General features: G+C 42.6%; 22 protein-coding genes. 3 read left to right on the top strand and 19 right to left on the bottom strand.

Annotation, left to right across the window (positions count from 1 at the left end; translation table 11 throughout):
- Nucleotides 1–3 precede the first annotated feature (3 nt).
- The 7 genes from K217_RS0105235 to rpmF are packed head-to-tail and all read right to left on the bottom strand — an operon-like array spanning nucleotide 4 to nucleotide 9,100.
- The gene (locus K217_RS0105235; protein WP_029552079.1) at nucleotides 4–3,234 is read right to left on the bottom strand and encodes an efflux RND transporter permease subunit; all 3,231 of its coding nucleotides are present in this window, start codon (nucleotides 3,232–3,234) and stop codon (nucleotides 4–6) included.
- A gap of 2 nt (nucleotides 3,235–3,236) precedes the next feature.
- Nucleotides 3,237–4,346 carry an efflux RND transporter periplasmic adaptor subunit gene (locus K217_RS0105230; RefSeq protein WP_029552078.1) on the bottom strand — a complete coding sequence of 370 codons (1,110 nt, stop codon included), beginning with the start codon at nucleotides 4,344–4,346 and terminating at the stop codon, nucleotides 3,237–3,239.
- Entirely contained in the window at nucleotides 4,343–5,653 is a 1,311-nt protein-coding gene (locus tag K217_RS0105225) for a TolC family protein (RefSeq protein ID WP_029552077.1), read from the bottom strand. The genes K217_RS0105230 and K217_RS0105225 overlap by 4 nt, the downstream gene beginning before the upstream one ends.
- Before the next feature lie 24 nt (nucleotides 5,654–5,677).
- Entirely contained in the window at nucleotides 5,678–6,976 is a 1,299-nt protein-coding gene (locus tag K217_RS0105220) for a UDP-N-acetylmuramoyl-tripeptide--D-alanyl-D-alanine ligase (protein ID WP_029552076.1), read from the bottom strand.
- On the bottom strand, nucleotides 6,976–7,902 hold the full coding sequence (locus K217_RS0105215; RefSeq protein ID WP_029552075.1) for a beta-ketoacyl-ACP synthase III: 927 nt from the start codon (nucleotides 7,900–7,902) through the stop codon (nucleotides 6,976–6,978). Before K217_RS0105215 ends, K217_RS0105220 begins: the two co-directional genes overlap by 1 nt.
- Nucleotides 7,902–8,918, bottom strand: a complete 1,017-nt coding sequence (plsX, locus tag K217_RS0105210) for a phosphate acyltransferase PlsX (RefSeq protein ID WP_029552074.1) — start codon at nucleotides 8,916–8,918, stop codon at nucleotides 7,902–7,904. Before plsX ends, K217_RS0105215 begins: the two co-directional genes overlap by 1 nt.
- Nucleotides 8,915–9,100: a 50S ribosomal protein L32 gene (gene rpmF / locus K217_RS0105205; protein ID WP_029552073.1), complete on the bottom strand. Its 186-nt coding sequence runs from the start codon at nucleotides 9,098–9,100 to the stop codon at nucleotides 8,915–8,917. Before rpmF ends, plsX begins: the two co-directional genes overlap by 4 nt.
- 65 nt (nucleotides 9,101–9,165) lie before the next feature.
- On the opposite strand from rpmF, the gene hslV reads away from it, so the two are divergent.
- Together hslV and K217_RS0105195 are read left to right on the top strand one after the other, a co-directional pair.
- Nucleotides 9,166–9,687 carry an ATP-dependent protease subunit HslV gene (hslV, locus tag K217_RS0105200; protein WP_029552072.1) on the top strand — a complete coding sequence of 174 codons (522 nt, stop codon included), beginning with the start codon at nucleotides 9,166–9,168 and terminating at the stop codon, nucleotides 9,685–9,687.
- 18 nt (nucleotides 9,688–9,705) lie between these two features.
- Nucleotides 9,706–11,811, top strand: a complete 2,106-nt coding sequence (locus tag K217_RS0105195; protein ID WP_029552071.1) for a RelA/SpoT family protein — start codon at nucleotides 9,706–9,708, stop codon at nucleotides 11,809–11,811.
- On the opposite strand, the gene K217_RS0105190 is transcribed toward K217_RS0105195, so the two are convergent.
- The 3 genes from K217_RS0105190 to K217_RS0105180 are packed head-to-tail and all read right to left on the bottom strand — an operon-like array spanning nucleotide 11,801 to nucleotide 13,487.
- Nucleotides 11,801–12,175 carry a thioredoxin family protein gene (locus K217_RS0105190; RefSeq protein ID WP_029552070.1) on the bottom strand — a complete coding sequence of 125 codons (375 nt, stop codon included), beginning with the start codon at nucleotides 12,173–12,175 and terminating at the stop codon, nucleotides 11,801–11,803. The genes K217_RS0105195 and K217_RS0105190 overlap by 11 nt on opposite strands.
- Nucleotides 12,175–12,918, bottom strand: coding sequence for a pseudouridine synthase (locus tag K217_RS0105185; protein ID WP_038028120.1), 744 nt, complete (start codon nucleotides 12,916–12,918; stop codon nucleotides 12,175–12,177). Before K217_RS0105185 ends, K217_RS0105190 begins: the two co-directional genes overlap by 1 nt.
- A complete protein-coding gene (locus K217_RS0105180; protein ID WP_029552068.1) occupies nucleotides 12,894–13,487 on the bottom strand; it encodes a sulfite oxidase-like oxidoreductase in 594 nt (197 codons plus the stop codon). The genes K217_RS0105185 and K217_RS0105180 overlap by 25 nt, the downstream gene beginning before the upstream one ends.
- Before the next feature lie 27 nt (nucleotides 13,488–13,514).
- Between K217_RS0105180 and K217_RS0105175 the strand changes: the two genes are divergently transcribed.
- Nucleotides 13,515–14,699 carry a TRC40/GET3/ArsA family transport-energizing ATPase gene (locus tag K217_RS0105175; protein ID WP_029552067.1) on the top strand — a complete coding sequence of 395 codons (1,185 nt, stop codon included), beginning with the start codon at nucleotides 13,515–13,517 and terminating at the stop codon, nucleotides 14,697–14,699.
- Here K217_RS0105175 and K217_RS0105170 read toward each other — a convergent pair.
- Genes K217_RS0105170 through K217_RS0105130 form a run of 9 tightly spaced genes read right to left on the bottom strand, consistent with a single transcriptional unit; the run spans nucleotide 14,683 to nucleotide 21,247 of the window.
- The gene (locus tag K217_RS0105170) at nucleotides 14,683–15,348 is read right to left on the bottom strand and encodes a uracil-DNA glycosylase (RefSeq protein ID WP_029552066.1); all 666 of its coding nucleotides are present in this window, start codon (nucleotides 15,346–15,348) and stop codon (nucleotides 14,683–14,685) included. The genes K217_RS0105175 and K217_RS0105170 overlap by 17 nt on opposite strands.
- Nucleotides 15,349–15,350: 2 nt before the next feature.
- Nucleotides 15,351–16,001, bottom strand: a complete 651-nt coding sequence (gene cmk / locus K217_RS0105165) for a (d)CMP kinase (protein WP_029552065.1) — start codon at nucleotides 15,999–16,001, stop codon at nucleotides 15,351–15,353.
- Nucleotides 16,001–17,098 (bottom strand): type IV pilus twitching motility protein PilT, encoded by a 1,098-nt coding sequence (locus tag K217_RS0105160; protein WP_029552064.1) that lies wholly within the window; start codon nucleotides 17,096–17,098, stop codon nucleotides 16,001–16,003. The genes cmk and K217_RS0105160 overlap by 1 nt, the downstream gene beginning before the upstream one ends.
- A complete protein-coding gene (gene recA, locus K217_RS0105155; RefSeq protein WP_029552063.1) occupies nucleotides 17,067–18,101 on the bottom strand; it encodes a recombinase RecA in 1,035 nt (344 codons plus the stop codon). Before recA ends, K217_RS0105160 begins: the two co-directional genes overlap by 32 nt.
- A gap of 26 nt (nucleotides 18,102–18,127) precedes the next feature.
- The gene (gene gatC, locus K217_RS0105150) at nucleotides 18,128–18,412 is read right to left on the bottom strand and encodes an Asp-tRNA(Asn)/Glu-tRNA(Gln) amidotransferase subunit GatC (RefSeq protein WP_029552062.1); all 285 of its coding nucleotides are present in this window, start codon (nucleotides 18,410–18,412) and stop codon (nucleotides 18,128–18,130) included.
- On the bottom strand, nucleotides 18,406–18,804 hold the full coding sequence (locus K217_RS0105145) for a secondary thiamine-phosphate synthase enzyme YjbQ (protein WP_029552061.1): 399 nt from the start codon (nucleotides 18,802–18,804) through the stop codon (nucleotides 18,406–18,408). Before K217_RS0105145 ends, gatC begins: the two co-directional genes overlap by 7 nt.
- On the bottom strand, nucleotides 18,801–19,283 hold the full coding sequence (locus K217_RS0105140) for a V4R domain-containing protein (RefSeq protein WP_029552060.1): 483 nt from the start codon (nucleotides 19,281–19,283) through the stop codon (nucleotides 18,801–18,803). Before K217_RS0105140 ends, K217_RS0105145 begins: the two co-directional genes overlap by 4 nt.
- 18 nt (nucleotides 19,284–19,301) lie before the next feature.
- Complete coding sequence (gene galE, locus K217_RS0105135; RefSeq protein WP_029552059.1) at nucleotides 19,302–20,285, bottom strand: UDP-glucose 4-epimerase GalE; 984 nt, start codon at nucleotides 20,283–20,285, stop codon at nucleotides 19,302–19,304.
- The gene (locus K217_RS0105130; protein ID WP_029552058.1) at nucleotides 20,282–21,247 is read right to left on the bottom strand and encodes an SDR family NAD(P)-dependent oxidoreductase; all 966 of its coding nucleotides are present in this window, start codon (nucleotides 21,245–21,247) and stop codon (nucleotides 20,282–20,284) included. The genes galE and K217_RS0105130 overlap by 4 nt, the downstream gene beginning before the upstream one ends.
- Nucleotide 21,248 lies beyond the last annotated feature (1 nt).

The following is a 21,248-nucleotide window of genomic DNA, read 5'->3' as shown; positions in this document are numbered from 1 at the left end:
AAGTTATAGACCTATGTCTTCGTATATTTCTTCCTTAGATGGGACTTTTTCCAAAGACTTAGCCCTTGAAGCGTAATACATAACGGGTATAAGCACTAAGGTAAGCGTGGTGGAGCCTATGGTTCCGAATATCAAGGATATGGCTAAGCCATTGAAGATAGGGTCAAAGATGATGACGAAAGAACCTACTATTATGGCTATGGCGGTAAGCAGTATAGGTCTTGTTCTTACTACTCCCGCTTCCACAACCGCCAAATGTAAAGGCACTCCTTCCTTTATCTTTTCCTCCGCAAAATCTACAAGTAGGATAGAGTTTCTCACTATTATACCTGCAAGGGCTATAAAGCCTATCATAGACGTTGCGGTAAAGAATGCTCCCATCAAAAGATGCCCGGGAACTATACCTACCAAAGTGAGAGGAATGGGAGCCATGATAATGCCAGGTATTTTAAAGTCTTTGAACCATCCGAGTATGAGAACATACATAACAAATAGGGCTACACCAAAGGCAAGACCTAAGTCTCTGAAAACCTCTAAGGTAATGTGCATCTCTCCATCCCACTTTACGTAAATGCGGTCCTCTATGAGTGGTAAGCTCATCCAAAGTTCTTCGGGCTTTCCGTATTGGGTGGATATAGAAAGCACATCCTTTCTTACGTCAAGTATGCCATAGAAAGGCGCTTCTTCCCTTCCAGCGACATCCCCTATAACATAGACTACCCTTCTTAGGTTTTTGCGGTATATATCCTGCGGTGTGTCTATTTGCTGTATTTCCACAAGCTCAGAGAGCGGCACTAACCTTCCTTCCCTTGTGGGAATCTTCAAAGTTAGCAACAGCTCCGGAGTTCTATATTTTTCATCAAGTCTTAGGATTATTGGAGTATGCTCTGTGTCCGTATTTTGAAGCAGTCCTACACTGTGTCCGTGGATCAAGGCGGTTAGGGTATAAACCAGCTCTTCTTTATTTAGCCCTGCAAGTTTCAGCCTATCTTCCTTTGCCTTTAGGACAAACATCTTTGTAGGTGTCCTTAGGTATATACCTTCGTCTGTTATGGATTGGGAGTTTTTGAATATTTCCAGAATTTTTAGGGCGGTTTCTTCTTGAACCTTAAGGTCTGGACCATAGACTTCTGCTACAATGGGGGACAATACGGGTGGGCCTGGAGGCACTTCCACTACCGCTACATACTTTGCACCGTATTTTTTGGCTATTTCATGAACCGCAGGCCTTATCTTTTTGGCAAAGTCATGAGATTGATCTTTCCTCAATTGCTTATCCACTAAATTAACTTGAATATCTGCCAAGTTCGGGCTCTGTCTTAGGTAGTAGTGTCTAACCAAACCATTGAAGTTAAAAGGAGAAGAGGTGCCCACATATATCTGATAGTTTCTGACTATACTCTGCTTTGATATGTAATCTCCTATAGCCTTTGCCAGCTCAAGGGTTTTCTCTTTTGGTGTTCCATCAGGCATGTCTATTACGATCTGCAGTTCGCTCTTGTTGTCGTAAGGTAACATCTTAACCACCACAGCCTTTGTAAGAAGAAGTCCCACTGAAAGTGCCATAAGGCCTAAGGTAAAGCTGTAAAAGGCGTATCTTTTTGGTTTGCTAACAAGCAAGGGAACTATTATCTTTGCGTATATCTTCCAAAACTTGGTTTCCTTTAGGTTTATATGTTGATGCTCTTTTTTGTCAAAATCACCTTTTAGGAATATGTAAGAAGCCCAAGGGGTTATGATAAATGCAACCAACAAGGAGAAGAACATGGCGACAGAAGCGTTTATCGGAATGGGTCTCATGTATGGACCCATCAAACCCGTGACAAAAGCCATGGGCATAAGGGCAGAAATTACCGTAAAAGTAGCAAGTATGGTTGGGTTTCCTACTTCGTCAGTTGCCCTAACTATGGCTTCCTTAGGATACTTTGCCAGCTTTAATTCAAACCATCTGTGTATGTTTTCTACCACCACTATGGCGTCATCTACCAAAATACCTATGGCAAATATCAGCGCAAATAGGGTGACCCTATTTAAGGTAAAGCCAAGCACTTCACTTATAAAGAGAGCTATGGCAAGAGTTACAGGCACCGCAATACCAACCACTATGGCTTCTTTGTATCCAAGAGCAACAGCCATCAGCAAGATAACAGAGGCGGTAGCTATGAACAGCTTTTTGAGAAGCTCATCAGACTTTTCTTTTGCAGTTTTTCCATAATTTCTGGTTACTTCTATGTTTATGTCCTTTGGAAGTTTTTTGGCTTTTAGATACTCTACCAGCTTTAAGACTTCATTTGCGACATCTACTGCGTTGGTTCCTTTTCTCTTAGAGATCGCTATGGTAACCGCCGGGTGGAGCTCACCAGGTTTTACACCATCCACAGCTCCTGCAGGTCCAAAGCCCATAAGCACATAGTCCTTTATCTCCGACGGACCATCCAACACATGCGCCACATCCCTTAGGTATACAGGCCTGCCCTGAAAGACTGTCAAAACTACGTTTTCCACGTCTTTCTTTGATTCAAAAAAGACTCCTGTTCTTACCCTGTATTCGTAGTTATTCTGCAAAAGGGTTCCGCTGTATGCCTGAACATTTGCACTCTTTAGCACATTGGCTACATACAATGGAGAGATTCTATAGTGTTCTAGTTTCTTAGGGTCTAAGATTACCCTTATCTCCCTTGGCCTACCACCCACTATGAAAACATCCGCCACATTTTCTATCTTCTTTATCTCGTTTTCTAAGCTTGCGGCAATGCGCCTGAGGTCATACCAGTCGTAATTTTTGCCCCAAAGTGTGAGGGTAAGTATAGGAACATCGTCTATGGATTTGGGTTTTATAAGGGGTGGGAGTATTACTCCAGGAGGTGCCAAGTCCATGGCGGACATCATCTTTGTGTTTAGGTCCACCAAGGCCTTTACTGGGTCCGTTCCCACATAGAACCTTGCGGTAACTACCGCCATACCCTCCGTTGCGTAGGAGTATATGTATTCAATGTCTTTTAGTTCCCACAGCTTTTTCTCTAAGGGAACAACCACCCTTCTTTCTACTTCTTCAGGAGTAGCTCCAGGATAAGAGATCATTATGTCTATCATAGGAACCACTATTTGGGGCTCTTCTTCCTTGGGTGTGGTGATTATCGCAAAGACACCCAAGGCTAAGGATACCAGTATAAGGATAGGTGTGAGCTTGGAGTCTATGAAGTAGTTGGCTAACCTACCTGCAAGTCCATACATAATCAGCCTCCAACCTTACACCCTTGGCAAGCTTTCTCTACGCCATTTATAACGATCCTTTCCCCTTCTTCTACACCGCTCAACACCTGAACCTTATCATTTATCTCCTCTCCAAGCTTTACAAACCTGAGTTCAAGCGTGTTGTCTTCCTTTACTACCCAAAGGCCCGTAAAGTCAAAGTGCTTAACTATAGCAGATTTGGGAACCAAAAGCACAGGACCCTTCTCTGGAATAAACACGCTTGCCAACATACCGCTTCTAATTCCGTCTGAAGGTATAGAGAGCTTTACCTTAAAGGTTCTCGTAGCAGGGTCTATGGCTCCAGAAACTTCCACCACTTTACCTTCTAAGACGCGTCCATCTACCGCAACTTTGAAGCGATCTCCTACTTTTACCTTATTTATGTATCTTTCAGGCAAAAAGACCTCCACCTTGTATGGACCACTTTCAAGTATGATTAGGGGTTGTCCGGGAACTGCCAAATCTCCCACATCCACCATTTTGGAAACAACACATCCCGCAAAAGGTGCGGATATGTTCGCATAGGACAAATTGTGAGCTAGCGCATTCTTTTGAAGCTCTACTGCTTCCACACCCGCCCTTGCTTGTTCAAGCTGAGCTTTGGCAGACTCAAATTGAGCCTTTATCTGATCAAACTCCTGCTGGGTTATGGCTGATTCTTTTAGAAGATTTAGGTATCTTTCGTAAGTTTTTTTGATGGCTTCGTAGTGTGCCATAGCGGATTTATAAGCAAACTCGGCCTGCTCTTTCTGTTTCTCAAAAGCTTGCACCTGGGATTGTATGTCCCTTGCGTCTAAGCTTACCAACAACCTACCAGCTCCTACACAATCACCCTCCTTTACGCTTACGCTCACCACTCTGCCCATTAGCCTACTTGAGACCTCTGCCCTCTTGTCAGCTACAACTGTCCCTGTATAGGCATAATCTATCTGCTCTAACCTCTCCACTTGTCCTATTTCTAAACCTTCAATTAATCTTACTTCTTGCACCACCTCTTTTGTGGGAATCCTTTCCCTCAAAAAACCACCAAGCCAAAGAATGCTGAGCAGTATAACTACCAAAAAAAGGATATACTTTAAGTATCCTTTCATTTTTTGACCTCCAAAATTGTGCCCATGGAGTAATTTAGCTGAGCTATTGTTTTCCAACACTCTGTTAATGCCTTAATCTCCTCAAACCTTGCCATGTCCAGCTGAGTTTGGGCGTCCAAAAGGTCCACCATACGAGCCAAACCGTTTTTATATCTTACTTCCATTACCCTTACCACCTCTTTGCTTGCCCTCACCCTTTCTTTGGCAGAACTTAATGCGCTAAGAGTTTTATGATACTCAGCAATGGCTCTATCTACCTCAAAGCCTATCAGGTCCTCCATACCCTTTATTCTTTCTTCCATAGCCCTTTTTCTTTCCAGATGTGCCCTTGCTTTGTTTAGCGTGCTAAGGCCCGTATCAAAGGTTAAAGAAACACCAAGCATGAGCATGTATCCTTTGCCGTCTGCACCAAAGGGATGATCCTTGGAATTTAGAAAGTAAAAGGCGCCCGCATATACCTGAGGAAGGTTGTTTGAGACTTCTAAATTGTAGTATTCACCAAAAAGTTCTGCCCTCTTTCTCATAGCCTTTAGATCCTTCCTTCTTTGAAGAGCGGTTTCCTTGCTATCTTTTACCTCAATCATCGGACACTCTTTTATGTCTTCCACGTCAAACTTTCCAAGTTCAGTTCCCACCACTATCTCCAATGCCCTTTTGGCAACTTCATAATCCTTTTTGGACGCATTCAACCTTTCCTTCGCCTGTTCCACATAAACCTTTGCCCTAAGTACATCCGAAAGCAAAGCTATACCTACTCTGTGCATCTCCTCCGCTAACCTCTGGTGCTCCATAGCGTCTTTTAAAGCTTGCTCGGAAACTTCAATGGCTTTTTTCGCAAGCACCGCATTTAGGTATGCGTCATACACCTTTAAGGCTATTTCCTCCTTTTTACGGAAGTATTCGTATTCAAGAGCGGAAAGGTTTAACCTTGCGATCCTTTCGCCTATTTGAACCTTACCACCTAACCATATGGGTATCTCAAAACCTACCTTTGTCTCAAAGTTGTTTATAGCCTTTGGGTTGTTAAGGCGATTCGGGTCAAAGTCTTGCAAAGTTATACGTTTTTGGTTTAACCTGCTCATAAAGCTATACGCTGGTATATCAGTTCGGGTAAAAGTCTCTTCCAACTTAAAGCGTGGAAGATACGCTCCCTTTGCGGACCTAAGCTCAAACTTTCCCGCCTCAAGCTCTCTTTCAAACGCCTTTAGCTCCCTGTTGTTTTCCAACGCATACTGGATAAGTTCCGTCAGCTTAAGCTCCCTTCCAAACACAAAACCAAACATCAGCACAAGCGCTACGAGTATCATCTATTCCACCTTATAAGAATTTTATTATATTCTAATATTTAATTTTTGCAATACTTCTTCAAGCCCCATAGCCCTTGAACCCTTAAACAGCACCACACACTCAACTTGAGAAAAGTTTTTCAGATATTTCACTATGTCCAGCTTATCCACAAAGTGTTGTGCTCTACACCCCTTCTTTATACACTCTTCCCAAGCAAACTTCATATACTCCCCGTAAAAAAGGCACAGATCTATGTTAAGCTGATGGCATAATCTACCTACCTCTCTGTGATACTCTGGAGAGTTTTCTCCAAGCTCCAGCATGTCTCCCAATACTGCAATCTTAAAGCCTTCAAATCTTGAGAGGGTGTGAAGGGCGTTTTTAACCGACAGTGGGTTGGCATTGTAAGAGTCATCTATTAAAAACCACTTGCCAAGTCTGAAGGTCTTAAACCTACCCTCAATAGGTTGGAACTCTTTAAGATAATCTTTAAAGTTTTTCCAATCAAAGCCCAAGGCTTTAAGCACTGCAAAACTACAGAGGGCATTCTCCACCGCACCAAGACTTGGGATGGGAATAAAGATCTCCTCTTCTTTTACTTTAAAGGAAACACCTTCTGTGCTAATGCGCACGTTCTGGGCAAAAAGCTCCGATCCATCCCCAAAGGTAATCTTATTTGGGATATCGTAACAATGAGAAACATAGTGAGGGCAGATGCCAAAGTGATCTTTTTCCATATCCTTAAAAACTTCCCCGTTTCCTACAATCACATCGTCCAAACAGCCAAAGGTTTCCAAGTGTTCCTCCCCTATGGCTGTGATTACTCTTATGTGGGGTTTTACCAGATCTACAAGCTTTGCGACGTCTCCCTTTTGGCTTGCTCCCATCTCAACCACCCAAAACTGACAGTCCCTTTCAAAGTTTGCCAAAGCCAAAGGCACTCCAATTTGAGAATTCTGATTTTTTGGAGTTTTACACACCTTGCCTACCTTTGAAAGCAAGAAAGCTATCATTTCCTTTGTGGTGGTCTTTCCCGCAGAGCCTGCTATCGCTACAACTTTTCCACCAAAAGCCTTTCTTTTTTCCAAAGCCAGAGTCCTTAGGGCAGAAAGAGTGTCTTTTACCACAAGGGCAAACTTTCCTTTTGGCACTTTTACCTCCTTCTCCACAATAACGCCGTAAGCTCCTCTTGAAAAGGCAGAATCCACAAAGTCGTGTCCATCGTATCTTGAACCTTTTATGGCTATAAAAAGATCCCCCTCTTCCACCTGCCTGCTGTCTATTACCACACGCCTTGGTGGTCTGTATGTGCCCAACAGCTTAGCGTCTAAACCTTCTAGCATCAGAACCTTATCAGTGTAGCACCCCAAGTTAGCCCAGCACCCATGGCGGTCATCAAAACCGTATAGCCCCTTTTGAGCCTGCCTTCCCGATAGGCTTCCGCCATGGCTATAGGAATAGAAGCTGCGCTGGTGTTGCCATACTTGTGGATGTTTGAATAGACCTTTTGCATAGGGATGCCGAGCTTTTCTGCTAAAGCTTCCATTATTCTGATGTTTGCCTGATGGGGTATTACCAGGTCTATGTCCTCCACCTTAAGTCCAACCGTTGATATTACCTGTTGGCAAACCTCCTCCATGCTTCTAACCGCCAGCTTAAACAGCTCTCTACCTCTCATATTTATATAACCGCACTTTTCCGCATAGAGAATGTTCCAAGCTTCCCCGTCTGACCTCATTACAGAAGCTAAAATTTCTCCTTCTCCCTCAGATGAAACAAGCACTGCACCTGCACCGTCACCAAAGAGAACGCATGTGCTTCTGTCTTGCCAATTGACTATTTCTGAAAGTTTCTCTGCACCCACCAAAAGAACCTTTTTAGCGCTTCCTCCCACTATCAGACCCTTGGCAACCTCCAGCCCATAAAGAAAACCACTGCAAGCTGCAGAAATATCAAAGGCAAAACCGTTTTTACATCCCAATCTATCCTGCAAAAGACAGGCGGAAGCTGGAAAGCTAAAGTGTGGTGTTATGGTTGCAAACACTATGGCGTCCACATCCTTTGGATCCACCTTTGCATCCTCCAAGGCCATCTTACTGGCCTTTTCCGCCATGTCAATAAGAGTTTCGTTCTTGGCTATTCTCCTTTCCTTTATACCTGTTCTTGTGGTGATCCATTCGTCAGAAGTATCTACTATCTTCTCTAAGTCAAAATTACTAAGCACATCCTGTGGGACATAGTAACCCAAACCCTGAAGCGTTATGCCCATCAGATTCTAACCTCTTCTGGAGCCAATTTTATCAAGTTTTCCCTTAGTTTTTCGTTAAAATGATGAACTAAAAACTCGTTTGCTACTCTTATGGCGTTCTTTATGGCTTTTGCGTTTGCCCTACCGTGGGTTATGATGACTGGCTTTTTTGCACCAAGAAGGGGTATGCCTCCGTATTCGGTAAAGTCTGCCTTTTTTTTGAAGTTGTTCAGTGCGGGTTTCATCAGAAGGGCACCTATTCTTGCCAAAAGACTCTTTTTAACCTCCTCCCTTATCATCTGCAAAACCGCTAAGCCTAAGCTCTCACTTGCCTTAAGAATAACATTACCTACAAAGCCATCGCATACGATCACATCAAAGGTTCCAGCGTATATGTCCCTACCTTCTGCATTACCTAAAAAATTCAACTTTGAAGCCTTTAAAAGCGGATAGGTTTCCTTTACCAGTTCGTTTCCTTTACCTTCCTCCTCCCCTATGCTCAACAGTCCAACCCTTGGATTTTTTATCCCAAGGATTTCCTCCGCATAGGTATGTCCTATTATGGCAAACTGAAGAAGATGCTTTGGCTTGCAATCTACGTTTGCTCCAACATCCAAAAGGACTGTTTTACCCTTGGGATTGGGCAATGCTACTCCTATGGTGGGTCTTTCCACCTCTTCTTCTGTTCCCACCACAAACTTTCCCACTGTTAGCACTGCTCCTGTATTCCCGGCGGAAACCAAACCGTCTGCCTCCCCATTTCTTACGAGCATTCCAGCAAGATAAAGGGAAGAATTCTTCTTCCTTAGGACAACAGATGGAGGCTCATCCATCTCAACTTTTTCCTCCGCATGCACCACCTTTAGACCGTTTTCTTTAAACCCTTCCCTCTTAAGTATGGAAAGTATGGCGTCTTTGTCCCCCACCAAATAACTTTCCAAGCCAAGCTCTTTGTATGCCAGAATACAGCCCTTGACTATCTCCTCCGGGGCATAATCCCCTCCCATACAATCCACTGCTATTTTGATTTTTTTCATTGCATGCTTATGATTTGTCTCCCCTTGTAATAACCGCAGTAAGGGCATACCCTATGGGGCATTATCCATTCCCCACAGCTTGGACACTCTGCCAAAGCTTTGGGCTTGACCTTAGAAAAGAAATTTTGAGCTCTTCTTTGATCCCTTCTCCAGTTAGAAGTTCTTCTCTTAGGAACTGCCATGAAAAAACCTCCTTAGGCTATAGATTATACACCAATGAAAGGCTTTTATGATATATTTCTTTTAAATGACAACAGTTATAGCGGTTAGAAGAGATGGCAACACTGTTATGGGCTCGGATGGGCAGGTAACTTTGGGACATTCTGTGCTAAAGCATGGTGCAAAGAAGGTTAGGAAAATATACAACAACAAAGTTATCGTAGGCTTTGCTGGGTCTGCGGCAGATGGGCTTGCTTTAATGGAAAGGCTGGAAAATAAGTTGGAAGAATTTAGAGGTAACCTCCTTAGGGCTTGCGTAGAGCTTGGTAAAGAGTGGAGGATGGATAGGGCTTTGAGAAGGTTGGATGCGGTGCTCTTGGCTGCAGACCTTAACAGTATCTTTGTAGTTTCGGGAACTGGGGACGTGATAGAGCCAGACGAGCCAGTTATAGCCATAGGTTCTGGTGGAGACTATGCTCGGGCCTGTGCCTTGGCGCTTTACAAACATACCAACCTTTCTGCGGAGGAAATAGTAAAAGAATCCCTGCTGATAGCATCCAAAATATGCATATACACCAATCAAACCTTCTTTTTGGAAAAACTGCCCTGAAGATTTAAATTTTCAACTATGCAAGCTCTTCTTTCCAAAAAGGTGGAAAGGCTGTTTAGCTTTGTGGAGGAAAGGGATAGGGATGAGGTTCTGAGGGCTATAGAGTTTTTAGAAGAAAAACACGCAGGACAAAAAAGAGCATCCGGGGAACCATACGTGATCCATCCATTGGAGGTCGCAATCATAACAGCAGAAATGGGCTTGGGAAAAGAAGCAATAATATCCGCTTTGCTTCATGATGTGCTGGAAGACACCCAAACATCCTACGAGGAGATAAAAAGACTCTTTGGTGCAGTGGTCGCAGACATTGTGGAAGGTGTCACAAAAATAGGAAAATACAAGTTTAAGGACGTAGGTTCAGAGAGGGCGGAAAACTACAGAAAATTACTTTTGGCTACCGCAAAAGACCTTAGGGTCCTATTGGTGAAACTTGCGGACAGACTACACAACATGAGGACACTGCAACATCTTCCGAAGGAAAAGCAGATAAGGATAGCAAAAGAAACTTTGGAAATATACGTGCCTTTGGCAAACAGGTTGGGTATTTGGCGGATAAAAACCGAGCTTGAAGACCTATGTTTCATGTTCCTTTACCCAAAAGAGTACGAGAAGGTAAAAGAATTCATAAAGGAAAATAAGGAAAAACTTGAAGAATACCTAAAAAAGCTCTTCATTCCTAAGCTTAAAGAAGCTCTGAAAACCCACAACGTAAATGCGGAAATTACTTACAGACCAAAGCACCTATACGGCATATGGCAGAAGACCATAAGAAAAGGCATACGCTTAGAGGATGTGCACGATATCTTAGGCGTTCGGGTTATCGTCAATACGGTAGAAGAGTGCTACTTGGTGCTTGGTATAATACACAATACCTTCACACCCATTCCCGGAAAGTTTGACGATTATATATCCTTGCCAAAGCCAAATCTTTATCAATCTTTGCACACCGCAGTCATTGGTCCAAAGGGAAAGGTTGTTGAGGTGCAAATAAGAACTTGGGAGATGCACGAAAGAGCTGAAAAGGGTATTGCAGCCCACTGGGCCTACAAAGAATCCATCAACTTAAAAGACAACACGGTTTATAGCTGGCTAAAAGGTTTGGTGGAAAGCTTAAAAGGCAGTAAAAACCCGCAGGAAGTTTTGGAAAACATAAAGTTAGAGCTCTTTTCGGAAGAGGTCTTCGTATTTACTCCTAAGGGAGACCTGATAGTGCTTCCAAAGGGAGCTACTCCGGTGGATTTTGCCTATCACATACACACGGACATAGGAAATCACTGTGCAGGGGCAAAGGTAAATGGAAGGATCGTGCCTTTGGACTACAAACTACAAAATGGAGACCAAGTGGAAATAATCACCAACCCAACAAAAAAACCAAACCCAGAATGGTTAAAGTTCGTAGTAACTTCAAAGGCAAAAAGCAGAATAAAGGCTTACCTTAAGGAGTTAGAAAGGGAAAAGTGGATAGAAGATGGAAAGCAAACTTTGGACCTTCTATCCAAAAAGTTAAACATAGATAGGCAGGCTTTGCTAAACCAGATAAAAAATGCTGAAGACATACAGAAGGACGATGAAGTATATCTGATGGTAGGAAGTGGTAAATTGAGTAAAGAAAGAATTTACCAAATACTTGGTTTGAAGAAAATTGAATCTAAGGAAAAGGTAGGAAAGGATAATGACACAAAGGTTCAGTTGGAAGGTATAGAAAAGGTTATGTATCAGATAGCAAAGTGCTGTAGCCCATTACCGGGGGATGAGGTCCTTGGAGTTGTATCAAAGGGCAAGGGCTTGATCATTCACTTAGCCAACTGTCCCAACCTACAGCACATCCAAAAACACTTTCCAGAAAGGGTAGTAAAGGTAAATTGGGCAAGTGCGCAGGGCAAACAAAGTGTGCCACTTCGTCTGTGGGTAAAAGACAGGGTAGGTATTCTTGGAGAAGTTGCCTCTACTTTGGCAAGGCTAAACGCAAACATTCTTCAGTCAATTACAAAGAGTTTGCATACGGGCGAGGCGGTGATGGAGTTTGTGGTGGAGCTAAACAGTTTGGAACACCTAAACAAAGTAATTGGAGCGCTAAAAAAGTTGGAAGGGGTAGAGAAGGTAAGCAGGATTATCAGAGCTTAAACTCTTTGAGGATCCTATCTGCACTGACTATACCCACAAAAACTTTATGCACCTTACCGTCTTTCACAAGAACGGTGGTGGGTGTGGCCATAACTCCAAACTTCTTTGCCTCTCTTTGTCCATCATCCGAAAAAACATCAAACTTTCTAACTTCCAGCTCCTTAGAAAGGAGGTCTATCTGGGGCTCCATAGCCTTGCAAGCTCCACATCGTGGAGAATAAAAGTAAAGCACACCGCTACTTAACCCTTCAACCTTCATACCTTCCTTACTCTTTGCCTTTTTTAACACATAAAGCTTTAGTCCAAGCCTCAAGAAAACCACAAAGGCAACCACAAAAAATAAAAACTTCAGGACGCTTTCCATCAGTTTAGCATTTTAACAGCTTTTTTGAGTGCTATTACTTCCTCTTTTGAAAGCTCCCTCCATTTTCCCGGGCTTAACTTTCCAAGTTTTATAGGACCTATGGCGGTCCTTTTGAGTTTCAAAACCTTATGTCCAAAGTGGGCGGTGAATCTTTTTACGATATGCTTTCTTCCCTCTGTAAAAACAATTTCCAAAAGGGTGTTGTCCTTCTCGTATCTGAGTATGCGAACGCTAACCGGTTTTGCAAAGCCGTCTTCTAAGTAGGCGCCCCTTTTCATAGATTCTAAGGTTTTTGCACTTACCTTTCCCTTTACCAAAACTTGGTAAGTTTTTGGAAGTTTATAGCGCGGGTGCATTATCCTGTTTGCTAGCTGTCCATCGTTGGTAAGAATCAAAAGACCCTCTGCGTTGTAATCAAGCCTTCCCGCAGGATAGAGCCTTTCCGGAATGTCCTTTATGAGCTCTTGAATGGTCTTTTTACCATCCTGTGATTTCCCTAAGGCAGTAAGATAACAGCAAGGTTTGTAAAGGGCTATGTATCTATACCTTTGAGGTTTTACAGGCTTTCCATCTACTTCTACCACATCCTTTTGAGGATCTATTCTCCAACCAAACTCCCTAACTGTTATACCATTTACCTTTACCCTGCCTTCAAGAATAAGCTGGTCTGCCTTTCTTCTGGATGCAATACCACACATAGACAAAAAGGCGTTGAGCCTTACCAATACCTTTCCTCTCTCCAAGGGTCTCCTCTCATATTGTAACCTCTCCTTTCCCAAAAGCCTGGCACATCCTCCTTTAAAATCTCAAGCCCACAAACATACTTAGCACTCTTCCAAGCATACAACTTGGGAACCACAAGCCTTAGAGGAAACCCGTGCCTTTTTGGAATTGGTTTGCCATACATTTTGTAGGCTAATATACTGTCTTCCTCAAAAAGGTATTCTATTGGCATGTTGGTGGTGTATCCTTCCAAACAATGGACTAAAACAAATTTAGCGTCCTGAGTAGGCTCTACCATACTTAGAATAGTTTTTGTTTGCACACCTTCCCAGACTATATCCTTTACACTCCACCGGGTAACGCAATGAAAGTCTGCAACAAGCTCTACCGCAGGTAAAGACAATATCTCTTCGTAGGAAAGCTCTAAAGGTTTTTTTACCTCTCCCCATACCTTGAACCTATACTTAGAAAGGTCCCATTCTGGCAATTCATCCACGATGTCATAAACTATGGGTGCAGAGATCCACTTTTGCCCCGGGGGCAATCTATCTTCCCTTAGGTTTATTTGACTAACTATCTTCTTCTTCATTGCTAACGCGTATTATATTGTAATTTTATGCGAATAATACTTTTTTCTGGTAAAGGTGGAGTAGGAAAGACCACCATATCCGCAGCAACAGGATACAGACTTTCCAAACTAGGCTACAAAACCATAATAGTTTCCTTAGATCCAGCCCACAGCTTAGGAGACTCCTTTGACATACCAGAGCAAGAAAAAATAAATGCCAAAGGTCTTCCTATAAAGATAAATGATAAGCTTTATATACAAGAAATAGATGTGCAGGAAGAAATAGACAGATACTGGGGGGACGTGTATAGGTTTTTGGAACTCCTCTTTAACACCACTGGGCTAAGCGAGATAGTTTCAGAAGAACTTGCCATACTTCCCGGTATGGAAGAGGTCACTAGCCTTTTATATGTGAATAAATACTACAGAGAAAAAGAGTTTGATGTTTTAATACTTGACCTCCCACCTACCGGAGAATCTTTGCGTTTTGTTTCTATGCCCACGGTGCTAAAGTGGTATATGAAGAAGATCTTTAGGGTAGAAAGAACTATAATGAAGGTAGCAAGGCCAATAGCTCAGAGGATAACCGATGTCCCACTACCGGACGATGAGTATTTCAAAGCTTTGGAAAACTTTTATGAAAAGCTCAAAGGAGTGGATGAGCTTTTGATAGACCCAGAGATAACCTCGGTTAGACTTGTAGCAAATCCAGAGAAGATGGTTTTAAAGGAAAGCCAGAGGGCTATGCTCTACTTTAACCTCTTTGGCACCAACGTAGATGCGGTAATAATAAACAAGGTTTTACCCACAAACTTAAGTGAGTGTGACAGCATGTCAAAGTGGGTCTTAACACAGAAAAAATATCTGGAAGAGATGGAGGCGCTATTTTATCCAATACCTACCTTCAAAGTTCCCCTTATGGAGGATGAGGTGGTAGGAGAGGAAAAACTGAGTATTTTGGCAGACCTAATTTACGCAGACAAAGACCCATACACAGTGTTTTTCAAAGAGAAACCTTACGAGTTTATAGAGGAGGACGGCGGATACACCGTAAAGTTAAGAGCGCCGTTCCTCACAAAAGATGGGCTTTCTGTCATAAAAAGCGGTGCTGAAATCATAGTTCGCTGGAAAAACTTTAAAAGCCATATAATGTTACCAAGAAAACTCAGAAGTTATGAGCCCTCTGGAGCAAAGCTTGAGGAAGGCTTCCTGAAAATCAAGCTTCAGCAATGAGCTTTACTATAGCCCTTAGGTCTTCAGTGAATTCTTTGTCTGCAGACGGGTTTCTCAACACGTAAGCTGGGTGATAAGTTAAAAAAACTTTTATTTTTGTATCGTAAGGATAGGGAAAAATATGCCCACGGTATTTGGTAATGGCATACTCTTTACCAAGTATTCCTTTCATTGCAGTAGCACCAAGACAGACTATTAACTTTGGCTTTATGATCTCTATTTCCTTTCTAAGGTAAGGAAGGCATGATGCCATCTCCTCTTTTGTAGGCGCTCGGTTGCCCGGTGGTCTGGACTTTACTACGTTGGTAATATAGATCTTTTCTCTCTTTAGTCCTACTTCTTCCAACTTGCTGTTTAGATACTGTCCAGCCCTACCCACGAAAGGTCTTTTTAGTTTGTCCTCTTCTTCTCCCGGTGCTTCTCCAACAAAAACAACAGGAGAGTCTGGATCACCCTCTCCAAACACGTATCCGCTGGCAGACTCATACAGAACGCATTTTCTTTCCCTCTCAAGCCTTTCGTAAAGTTGTTTTAAAAGATGGTGTTTATTTGGTTTTTCCTGTTTTGCTGTATCTCTCAGTAAGTATATTTCTCCCAAATCTATTTCTCTTAGAGCTTTTGCAGTTGCCAAAAGCTTCTGAATGTCCAAACTCAAACCTTTTTCTCCTTAAGGATTTTCAACATGGTTTCCAAAACTTCCTCAACGCTCATGTTTGTTGTGTCTATGATGTGGGCGTCTTCCGCTGGTTTGAAAGGATAAACCGGCCTATGGGCATCCCTAAGATCCCTTTCTTGAATAACCCTGAGAATTTCCTCGTATGATACTTCCAAGCCTTTGGACTTTAGCTCTAAGTATCTTCTTCTTGCCCTTTCTTCTGCTGAAGCGGTTATAAAAAACTTTAGTGGCGCTTCTGGGAATATGTGGGTGCCTACGTCCCTTCCTTCTGCCACCACCTGAGAATCCCCTACCAAACGTCTAAAAAATTCAATCATTCTCTCTCTAAAGGCTGGAATCTCCCCTAAAAGGGATGCATACTTTCCCACTTCTTCCCCTTTGAGCTCTTCTGCTAGATTTTTACCCTTCCAATACACTTCTGTTTTTCCCACATCAAAAACTACTCTAAAATCCTCTTCAAATAACTTTAATGACTCCTCAGGTTTTACTTTTTCCTTAAAGGCTATATAGCCAAACATTCTGTATAACAAGCCTGTTTCTAAGTAAGGTATGCCCAATCTTTGGGATAAAAGCTTTGCTACGGTGCTTTTACCACTGGCCGAAGGGCCATCAACTGCTATCTTCATCAAAAGAAACCTCTACCACCCGAAGAGATACCCTTCAACTTAAGTTCTAAATCCGCCGGTTTGCTGGCGTAAGCTAAGGCGGTATTATAATCTATCAGACCTTTTTTGTATAACTCCTCCAAATGTTGGTCAAAGGTCTGAGTTCCGTAAACAGTCCTACCCTTTTCCATAAGAGTGGATATTTCATCAAATTTACTTGGATCAAGTATGCATTCCTTTATGGATGGAGTGTTTATCAAAACCTCCACCGCTGGTATGACACCGGTTCTATCCTTTCTTGGTAATAGCCTTTGAGAAAAAACTGCCACAAGAGTTTCTGCCAACTGAATCCTTATTTGCTCTCTCACTTCTAAGTTAAACATGCCTATGAGTCTGTTTATAGTTTCTTTGGCATCCAGCGTGTGCAATGTAGAAAAGACCAAGTGTCCCGTCTCTGCAGCCTGTAGGGCTATTAGCGCAGTTTCTGGATCTCTTATTTCACCTACGAATATTACGTCCGGATCTTCCCGCAAGGCTGCCCTTAGTCCCCTGGCAAAGGAAGAAGTATCTATTCCTACCTCCCTCTGAACTATGTAGCACCTTTTGTCCCTAAAAAGGTACTCTATGGGATCTTCTATGGTTATTATCGTATAGTCCTTTGTGGCGTTTAACTCATCTATCAAAGATGCTATCGTAGTTGATTTGCCGGATCCAGTGGGTCCTGTAACTAAGATCAACCCTTTGGTGTGTTCATTTACAACCTTCCTTAAAACAGGGGGTAAGTTAAGTGTATCAAAGGGAGGGATGCTATAAGGTATGACCCTAAAAGCCATAGCTATAGTTGTTCTTTGTTTATACACGTTTACTCTTAAACGGGCTAAACCGGGAATGGAGTAAGAGACGTCGGTTTCACCTAATTCTTCAAATTCCGCCAGCTTTTTCCTGTTTTTACCCAGTATTTCTGCTAAAAACGTTTCCATTTGCCCACCTTCAATGGGTTTAAAATCCTCCAAACGTAGCAGTCTTTTTTTTACCCTAACAACTGGCACAGAACCAGTTTTTAAATGAATGTCTGATGCACCAAGTTCAATCGCCTTCCTTAGTATTAGCTGTAGCAATACCTGCCACCTCCCTAACTTTTTGTTCTATTTCTTTAGCAAGCTCTGGATTTTCTTGAAGGAATTTTTTTGCCTGGTCTCTCCCCTGCCCTAACCTTATTTCTCCGTAACTGTACCAAGCTCCGCTTTTTTTAATAACCCCAAGCTCTGCTGCAGTATCCACCAAATCGCAAAGCTTACATATCCCCTCACCGTAGATCATATCAAACTCTGCTTCTCTAAAAGGAGGAGCCAATTTATTTTTTACCACCTTAACTCTCACCCTGCTACCTACTTTACTCTCTCCTTCCTTTGCATCCCCTATCCTTCTTACATCCAAACGCATGTCTGCAAAGAACTTCAGTGCCCTTCCTCCGGGTGTGGTTTCTGGATTTCCAAACATCACCCCTATCTTTTCCCTAAGCTGATTTATGAATATCACCGCTGCATTGGCATTGTGGGCTAAACTTTTTAACTTTCTCAGTGCCTGAGCCATAAGTCTGGCTTGCTTGCCTACATGAGCTTCTCCCATTTCTCCTTCCAGCTCATCCTTTGGCACTAAAGCAGCTACAGAGTCTATTACTATCACATCCACCGCACCACTTCTGAGAAGACTTTCTGCTATTTCTAAAGCCTGCTCTCCATAGTCTGGCTGGGATATGTAAAGGTTTTCCACATCTACGCCAATTTTTTGGGCGTATTTGGGATCAAGGGCATGCTCTGCATCTATGAATACCGCTATTCCTCCATTCTTCTGAGCTTCTGCTATTACATGCAGTGCTAAAGTTGTTTTTCCCGAAGACTCAGGTCCAAAGATCTCTATTATCTTTCCCCTTGGTATGCCGCCTACTCCAGTGGCTATATCCAAAGACAGAGAACCGGTTGATATAGTTTCTACCTTTACCTTTTCCGCATTTTTCAGAGGCATAATAGAACCTTTACCAAACTTCCTTTCAATGGAGGCAAGGACACTTTCTAAAGCCTTCCTTTTTTCCTCAGCTTCTTTTGATTTAACCTCTACCATAGCTTTAAATCTTAATACCTCCCAAGCTAAACTTCAAGTATTCTTGGAACTACGAAAAATCCATTTTCCTTTTCAGGAGCATTCATGAGAGCTTTCTCTCGCGGTAAGGGATTTTGGGGCACATCTTCCCTTAGAAAGGTTCCTTCCGGAGGATTTTCAAAGCCTTCTATTTGTTCCGTATCCACCTGATTGAGCTGATTGACAAATTCTATAATATCCAACAACTGCTTGCTCAAGGTTTCCTTTTCCTCTTCCGTTAGCTTTAACTTAGCCAACTGCGCTACTTTTTCAACCACTTCTTTACTTAGCATTCTATAATCTTTATTATAACCTTTCTTTCCCTTGGACCGTCAAACTCCGCCAAGAATATAGATTCCCAAGTTCCAAGCATTAGTTCCCCGCCCTCTATGGGGACTATCCTTGAATTGCCTATGATAGAGCTTCTTATGTGAGCTGCAGAGTTACCTTCCGCATGGGCATAGTTTTTATCGTCCCAAGGTATAAGCTTTTCTAACATATAGGTTATGTCTCTTACCACATCAGGATCTGCTCCTTCGTTTATGAAGACCGCACAGGTGGTGTGGGGCACATAAATCAAACACAACCCAGATTTTACGCCGGACTTTTTTACCTCCTCTTTAACTAAGGGAGTTATGTTAACAATACTTGTTTTTTTCGTAGTCTTTACCCTAAGCAAGCTCATATAGATATTTTAAACACGCACCTTTCGTGTCCCTGTGCAGCGCACTTTGTTTCTTTAACGTCTATTTTTTTCTCCAAAAGTTCACTCAAAAAACCTGCAAAGAAACCAGCCATTGGCTCGCAGACAGGCTTACTGCTTTTACCTACCGCCTCCACCAATATGGACCCTTCCACTCTTATTTCCTTAGCTTCCACGTCAAACTCAAACACCTCTATAAGCCTAGAAGATTCCGCTATCACGGTAAGCATCTCCAAAGCTTCATCCAACCTATCTGTATATACTCCGTACCTTTCCTTTAGTATCTTTGCCCCCTTTTTCCCTCCATACTCAGCAGCTTTTTTTATCAACTTGTCTATACCAAATGTAGAATACTTGTATATATCTCTATATCCGTCTATTAGTGCGGCTCTATGCACGAGTACAGATTCTCTTTCTATAGCCTCAGCCAGCGCTCTAAACTTGTCCCCCAAAGGCTCCATTCTATACTCCCAAAAAGCTCAAATACATAGTTTATCACAAGATCTTTCCCAATCCCATGCGGTTTTTATTATGTAGTGAAGGTCGTCGTATACGGGCTTCCAACCTACTAACTGCTTAAGCTTAGAGGGATCCGCCACTATCTCTGGTGGATCTCCTGCTCTTCTTTGTGCGGTAACCACCTTAAAATCCACGCCAGTCACTTTCTTTACCGCCTCTATCACTTCAAGAACAGAGTAACCTCTTCCATAACCTACGTTAAACACCTCACTCTCTCCACCGTTCATAAGGTAGTTTAGCACGTCCAAGTGGGCTTGACACAGGTCCATAACGTGTATGTAATCCCTTATGCAGGTCCCATCGGGAGTAGGATAATCTGTTCCATAAACCTCAAGATGAGGAAGCTCGCCTTTTGCGGTCTTTAGGGCCCTAAGGATAAGATGGGTTGGGTTTTTGCTAACCTGTCCTATCTTTCCTTCTGGGTCTGCGCCTGCTACGTTGAAGTATCTGAGTATGCCATACTTTATACCTTCAGCCTTTGAAAAGTCCTTTATGGCTTGTTCTGAAAAAAGCTTGCTCCATCCGTAAGGGCTTATGGGGTGTGTAGGGCTATGTTCTTTAACTGGCACCTCCTTTGGTATGCCATAGACCGCTGCGGTGGAAGAAAAGATAAGAAGCTTGATGTTTGACCTTTTCATTGCCTGTAAAAGGTTCAAGGTTCCACAAAAGTTGTTTTCATAGTAGAGCAGAGGTTTTTCCACACTTTCTGGAACAGATACCTTTGCTGCAAAGTGCATTACCGCGTGGGGTTTGTAATCTAAAAGCACCTCTTCCAACAGCTTGTAGTTTAAAAGATCCCCCACTATCAACTTCCTATTTACCACAGCCCACTCATATCCGTTGGAAAGATTATCAAAAGTCAGAACATCGTAACCCTTTTCCACCAAAAGCTTTACCATGTGGGAGCCTATATATCCCGCTCCACCAGTTACCAAAATCTTCAAAGTTTAACCTCTTTAAGCCAGTGCCAGTTTTTCTTAAACCAATCCACTGTCTTTTCTATTCCCTCCTCCAAAGAAGTCTTAGGTTGCCATCCCAAAAGCTCTTTTGCCTTAGTTATGTCTGCCCAGGTTGCTTTCATGTCCGCCTTGTGAAATTCCCTATTTTCTATCTTAGCCTTTTTCCCAGTAAATCGCTCCACCAAACTTATCATCTCCAGCAAACTGTGGGGTTTGTTGTTTCCAAGATTTATTATCTGATAACCCAAGGGCTTTAATGCCAGAATGGTTCCTTCTGCAATATCTTCTATGTAAGTGAAATCCCTGCTTTGACTACCATCGCCAAAAACTTCCAAAGAAGAGTCTTCCATTATCCACTTTATAAATCTAAAAACGCTCATATCGGGCCTTCCAGCAGGACCATAGACGGTAAAGTATCTCAGGATAGAAACATCAATTCCGTAAAGGTAATGGTATGTGTAGGCTATAACTTCCGCTGCCTTTTTGGAAGCTGCGTAAGGGGAGATAGGTGTATTCACAGGAAGGTCTTCTTTGAAGGGCATAGGCTGTCCTGCATAAAGGGAAGAGGTGGAAGCCAAAACAAACTTAGAAATACCATAGTTTTTACACAATTCCAACAAATTTAGCGTGCCGTTTGCGTTTGTTGTCATATAAACAAAGGGATCTTCTATAGAAGCCCTCACTCCTGCCCTTGCAGCCTCGTTGATAACCGCATCAAAGCGGTAATTCTTAAACACTTCTTTTAACTTTCCGTAGTCCTCTATGTCCAATTGGAAGAACTTGAAATCTCTATAACTTCTGAGGTCTTCCAGTCTGTAGTGCTTTAGCCTTACATCGTAATAGCTGTTTAAGTTATCTACGCCTATTACTTTGTGTCCTTCTTCCAACAGCCTTTTTGCAACAGCCCAACCAATAAATCCCGCACAACCCGTAACTAAAATCTGCACA

The sequence above is a fragment of the Thermocrinis jamiesonii genome (genome assembly GCF_000702425.1).
In the GTDB taxonomy this organism is placed as follows: domain Bacteria; phylum Aquificota; class Aquificia; order Aquificales; family Aquificaceae; genus Thermocrinis; species Thermocrinis jamiesonii.
The sequence above is the reverse complement of the archived record's forward strand: the minus strand, read 5'-3'. Positions and strand labels throughout refer to the sequence as shown.

Coding starts and splice junctions, on each gene's coding strand:
- K217_RS0105235 (WP_029552079.1), bottom strand. CDS start 3,234: ATGTATGGACTTGCAGGTAGGTTAGCCAACTACTTCATAGACTCCAAG.
- K217_RS0105230 (WP_029552078.1), bottom strand. CDS start 4,346: ATGAAAGGATACTTAAAGTATATCCTTTTTTTGGTAGTTATACTGCTC.
- K217_RS0105225 (WP_029552077.1), bottom strand. CDS start 5,653: ATGATACTCGTAGCGCTTGTGCTGATGTTTGGTTTTGTGTTTGGAAGG.
- K217_RS0105220 (WP_029552076.1), bottom strand. CDS start 6,976: ATGCTAGAAGGTTTAGACGCTAAGCTGTTGGGCACATACAGACCACCA.
- K217_RS0105215 (WP_029552075.1), bottom strand. CDS start 7,902: ATGGGCATAACGCTTCAGGGTTTGGGTTACTATGTCCCACAGGATGTG.
- plsX (WP_029552074.1), bottom strand. CDS start 8,918: ATGAAAAAAATCAAAATAGCAGTGGATTGTATGGGAGGGGATTATGCC.
- rpmF (WP_029552073.1), bottom strand. CDS start 9,100: ATGGCAGTTCCTAAGAGAAGAACTTCTAACTGGAGAAGGGATCAAAGA.
- hslV (WP_029552072.1), top strand. CDS start 9,166: ATGACAACAGTTATAGCGGTTAGAAGAGATGGCAACACTGTTATGGGC.
- K217_RS0105195 (WP_029552071.1), top strand. CDS start 9,706: ATGCAAGCTCTTCTTTCCAAAAAGGTGGAAAGGCTGTTTAGCTTTGTG.
- K217_RS0105190 (WP_029552070.1), bottom strand. CDS start 12,175: ATGGAAAGCGTCCTGAAGTTTTTATTTTTTGTGGTTGCCTTTGTGGTT.
- K217_RS0105180 (WP_029552068.1), bottom strand. CDS start 13,487: ATGAAGAAGAAGATAGTTAGTCAAATAAACCTAAGGGAAGATAGATTG.
- K217_RS0105175 (WP_029552067.1), top strand. CDS start 13,515: ATGCGAATAATACTTTTTTCTGGTAAAGGTGGAGTAGGAAAGACCACC.
- cmk (WP_029552065.1), bottom strand. CDS start 16,001: ATGAAGATAGCAGTTGATGGCCCTTCGGCCAGTGGTAAAAGCACCGTA.
- recA (WP_029552063.1), bottom strand. CDS start 18,101: ATGGTAGAGGTTAAATCAAAAGAAGCTGAGGAAAAAAGGAAGGCTTTA.
- gatC (WP_029552062.1), bottom strand. CDS start 18,412: ATGCTAAGTAAAGAAGTGGTTGAAAAAGTAGCGCAGTTGGCTAAGTTA.
- K217_RS0105145 (WP_029552061.1), bottom strand. CDS start 18,804: ATGAGCTTGCTTAGGGTAAAGACTACGAAAAAAACAAGTATTGTTAAC.
- K217_RS0105140 (WP_029552060.1), bottom strand. CDS start 19,283: ATGGAGCCTTTGGGGGACAAGTTTAGAGCGCTGGCTGAGGCTATAGAA.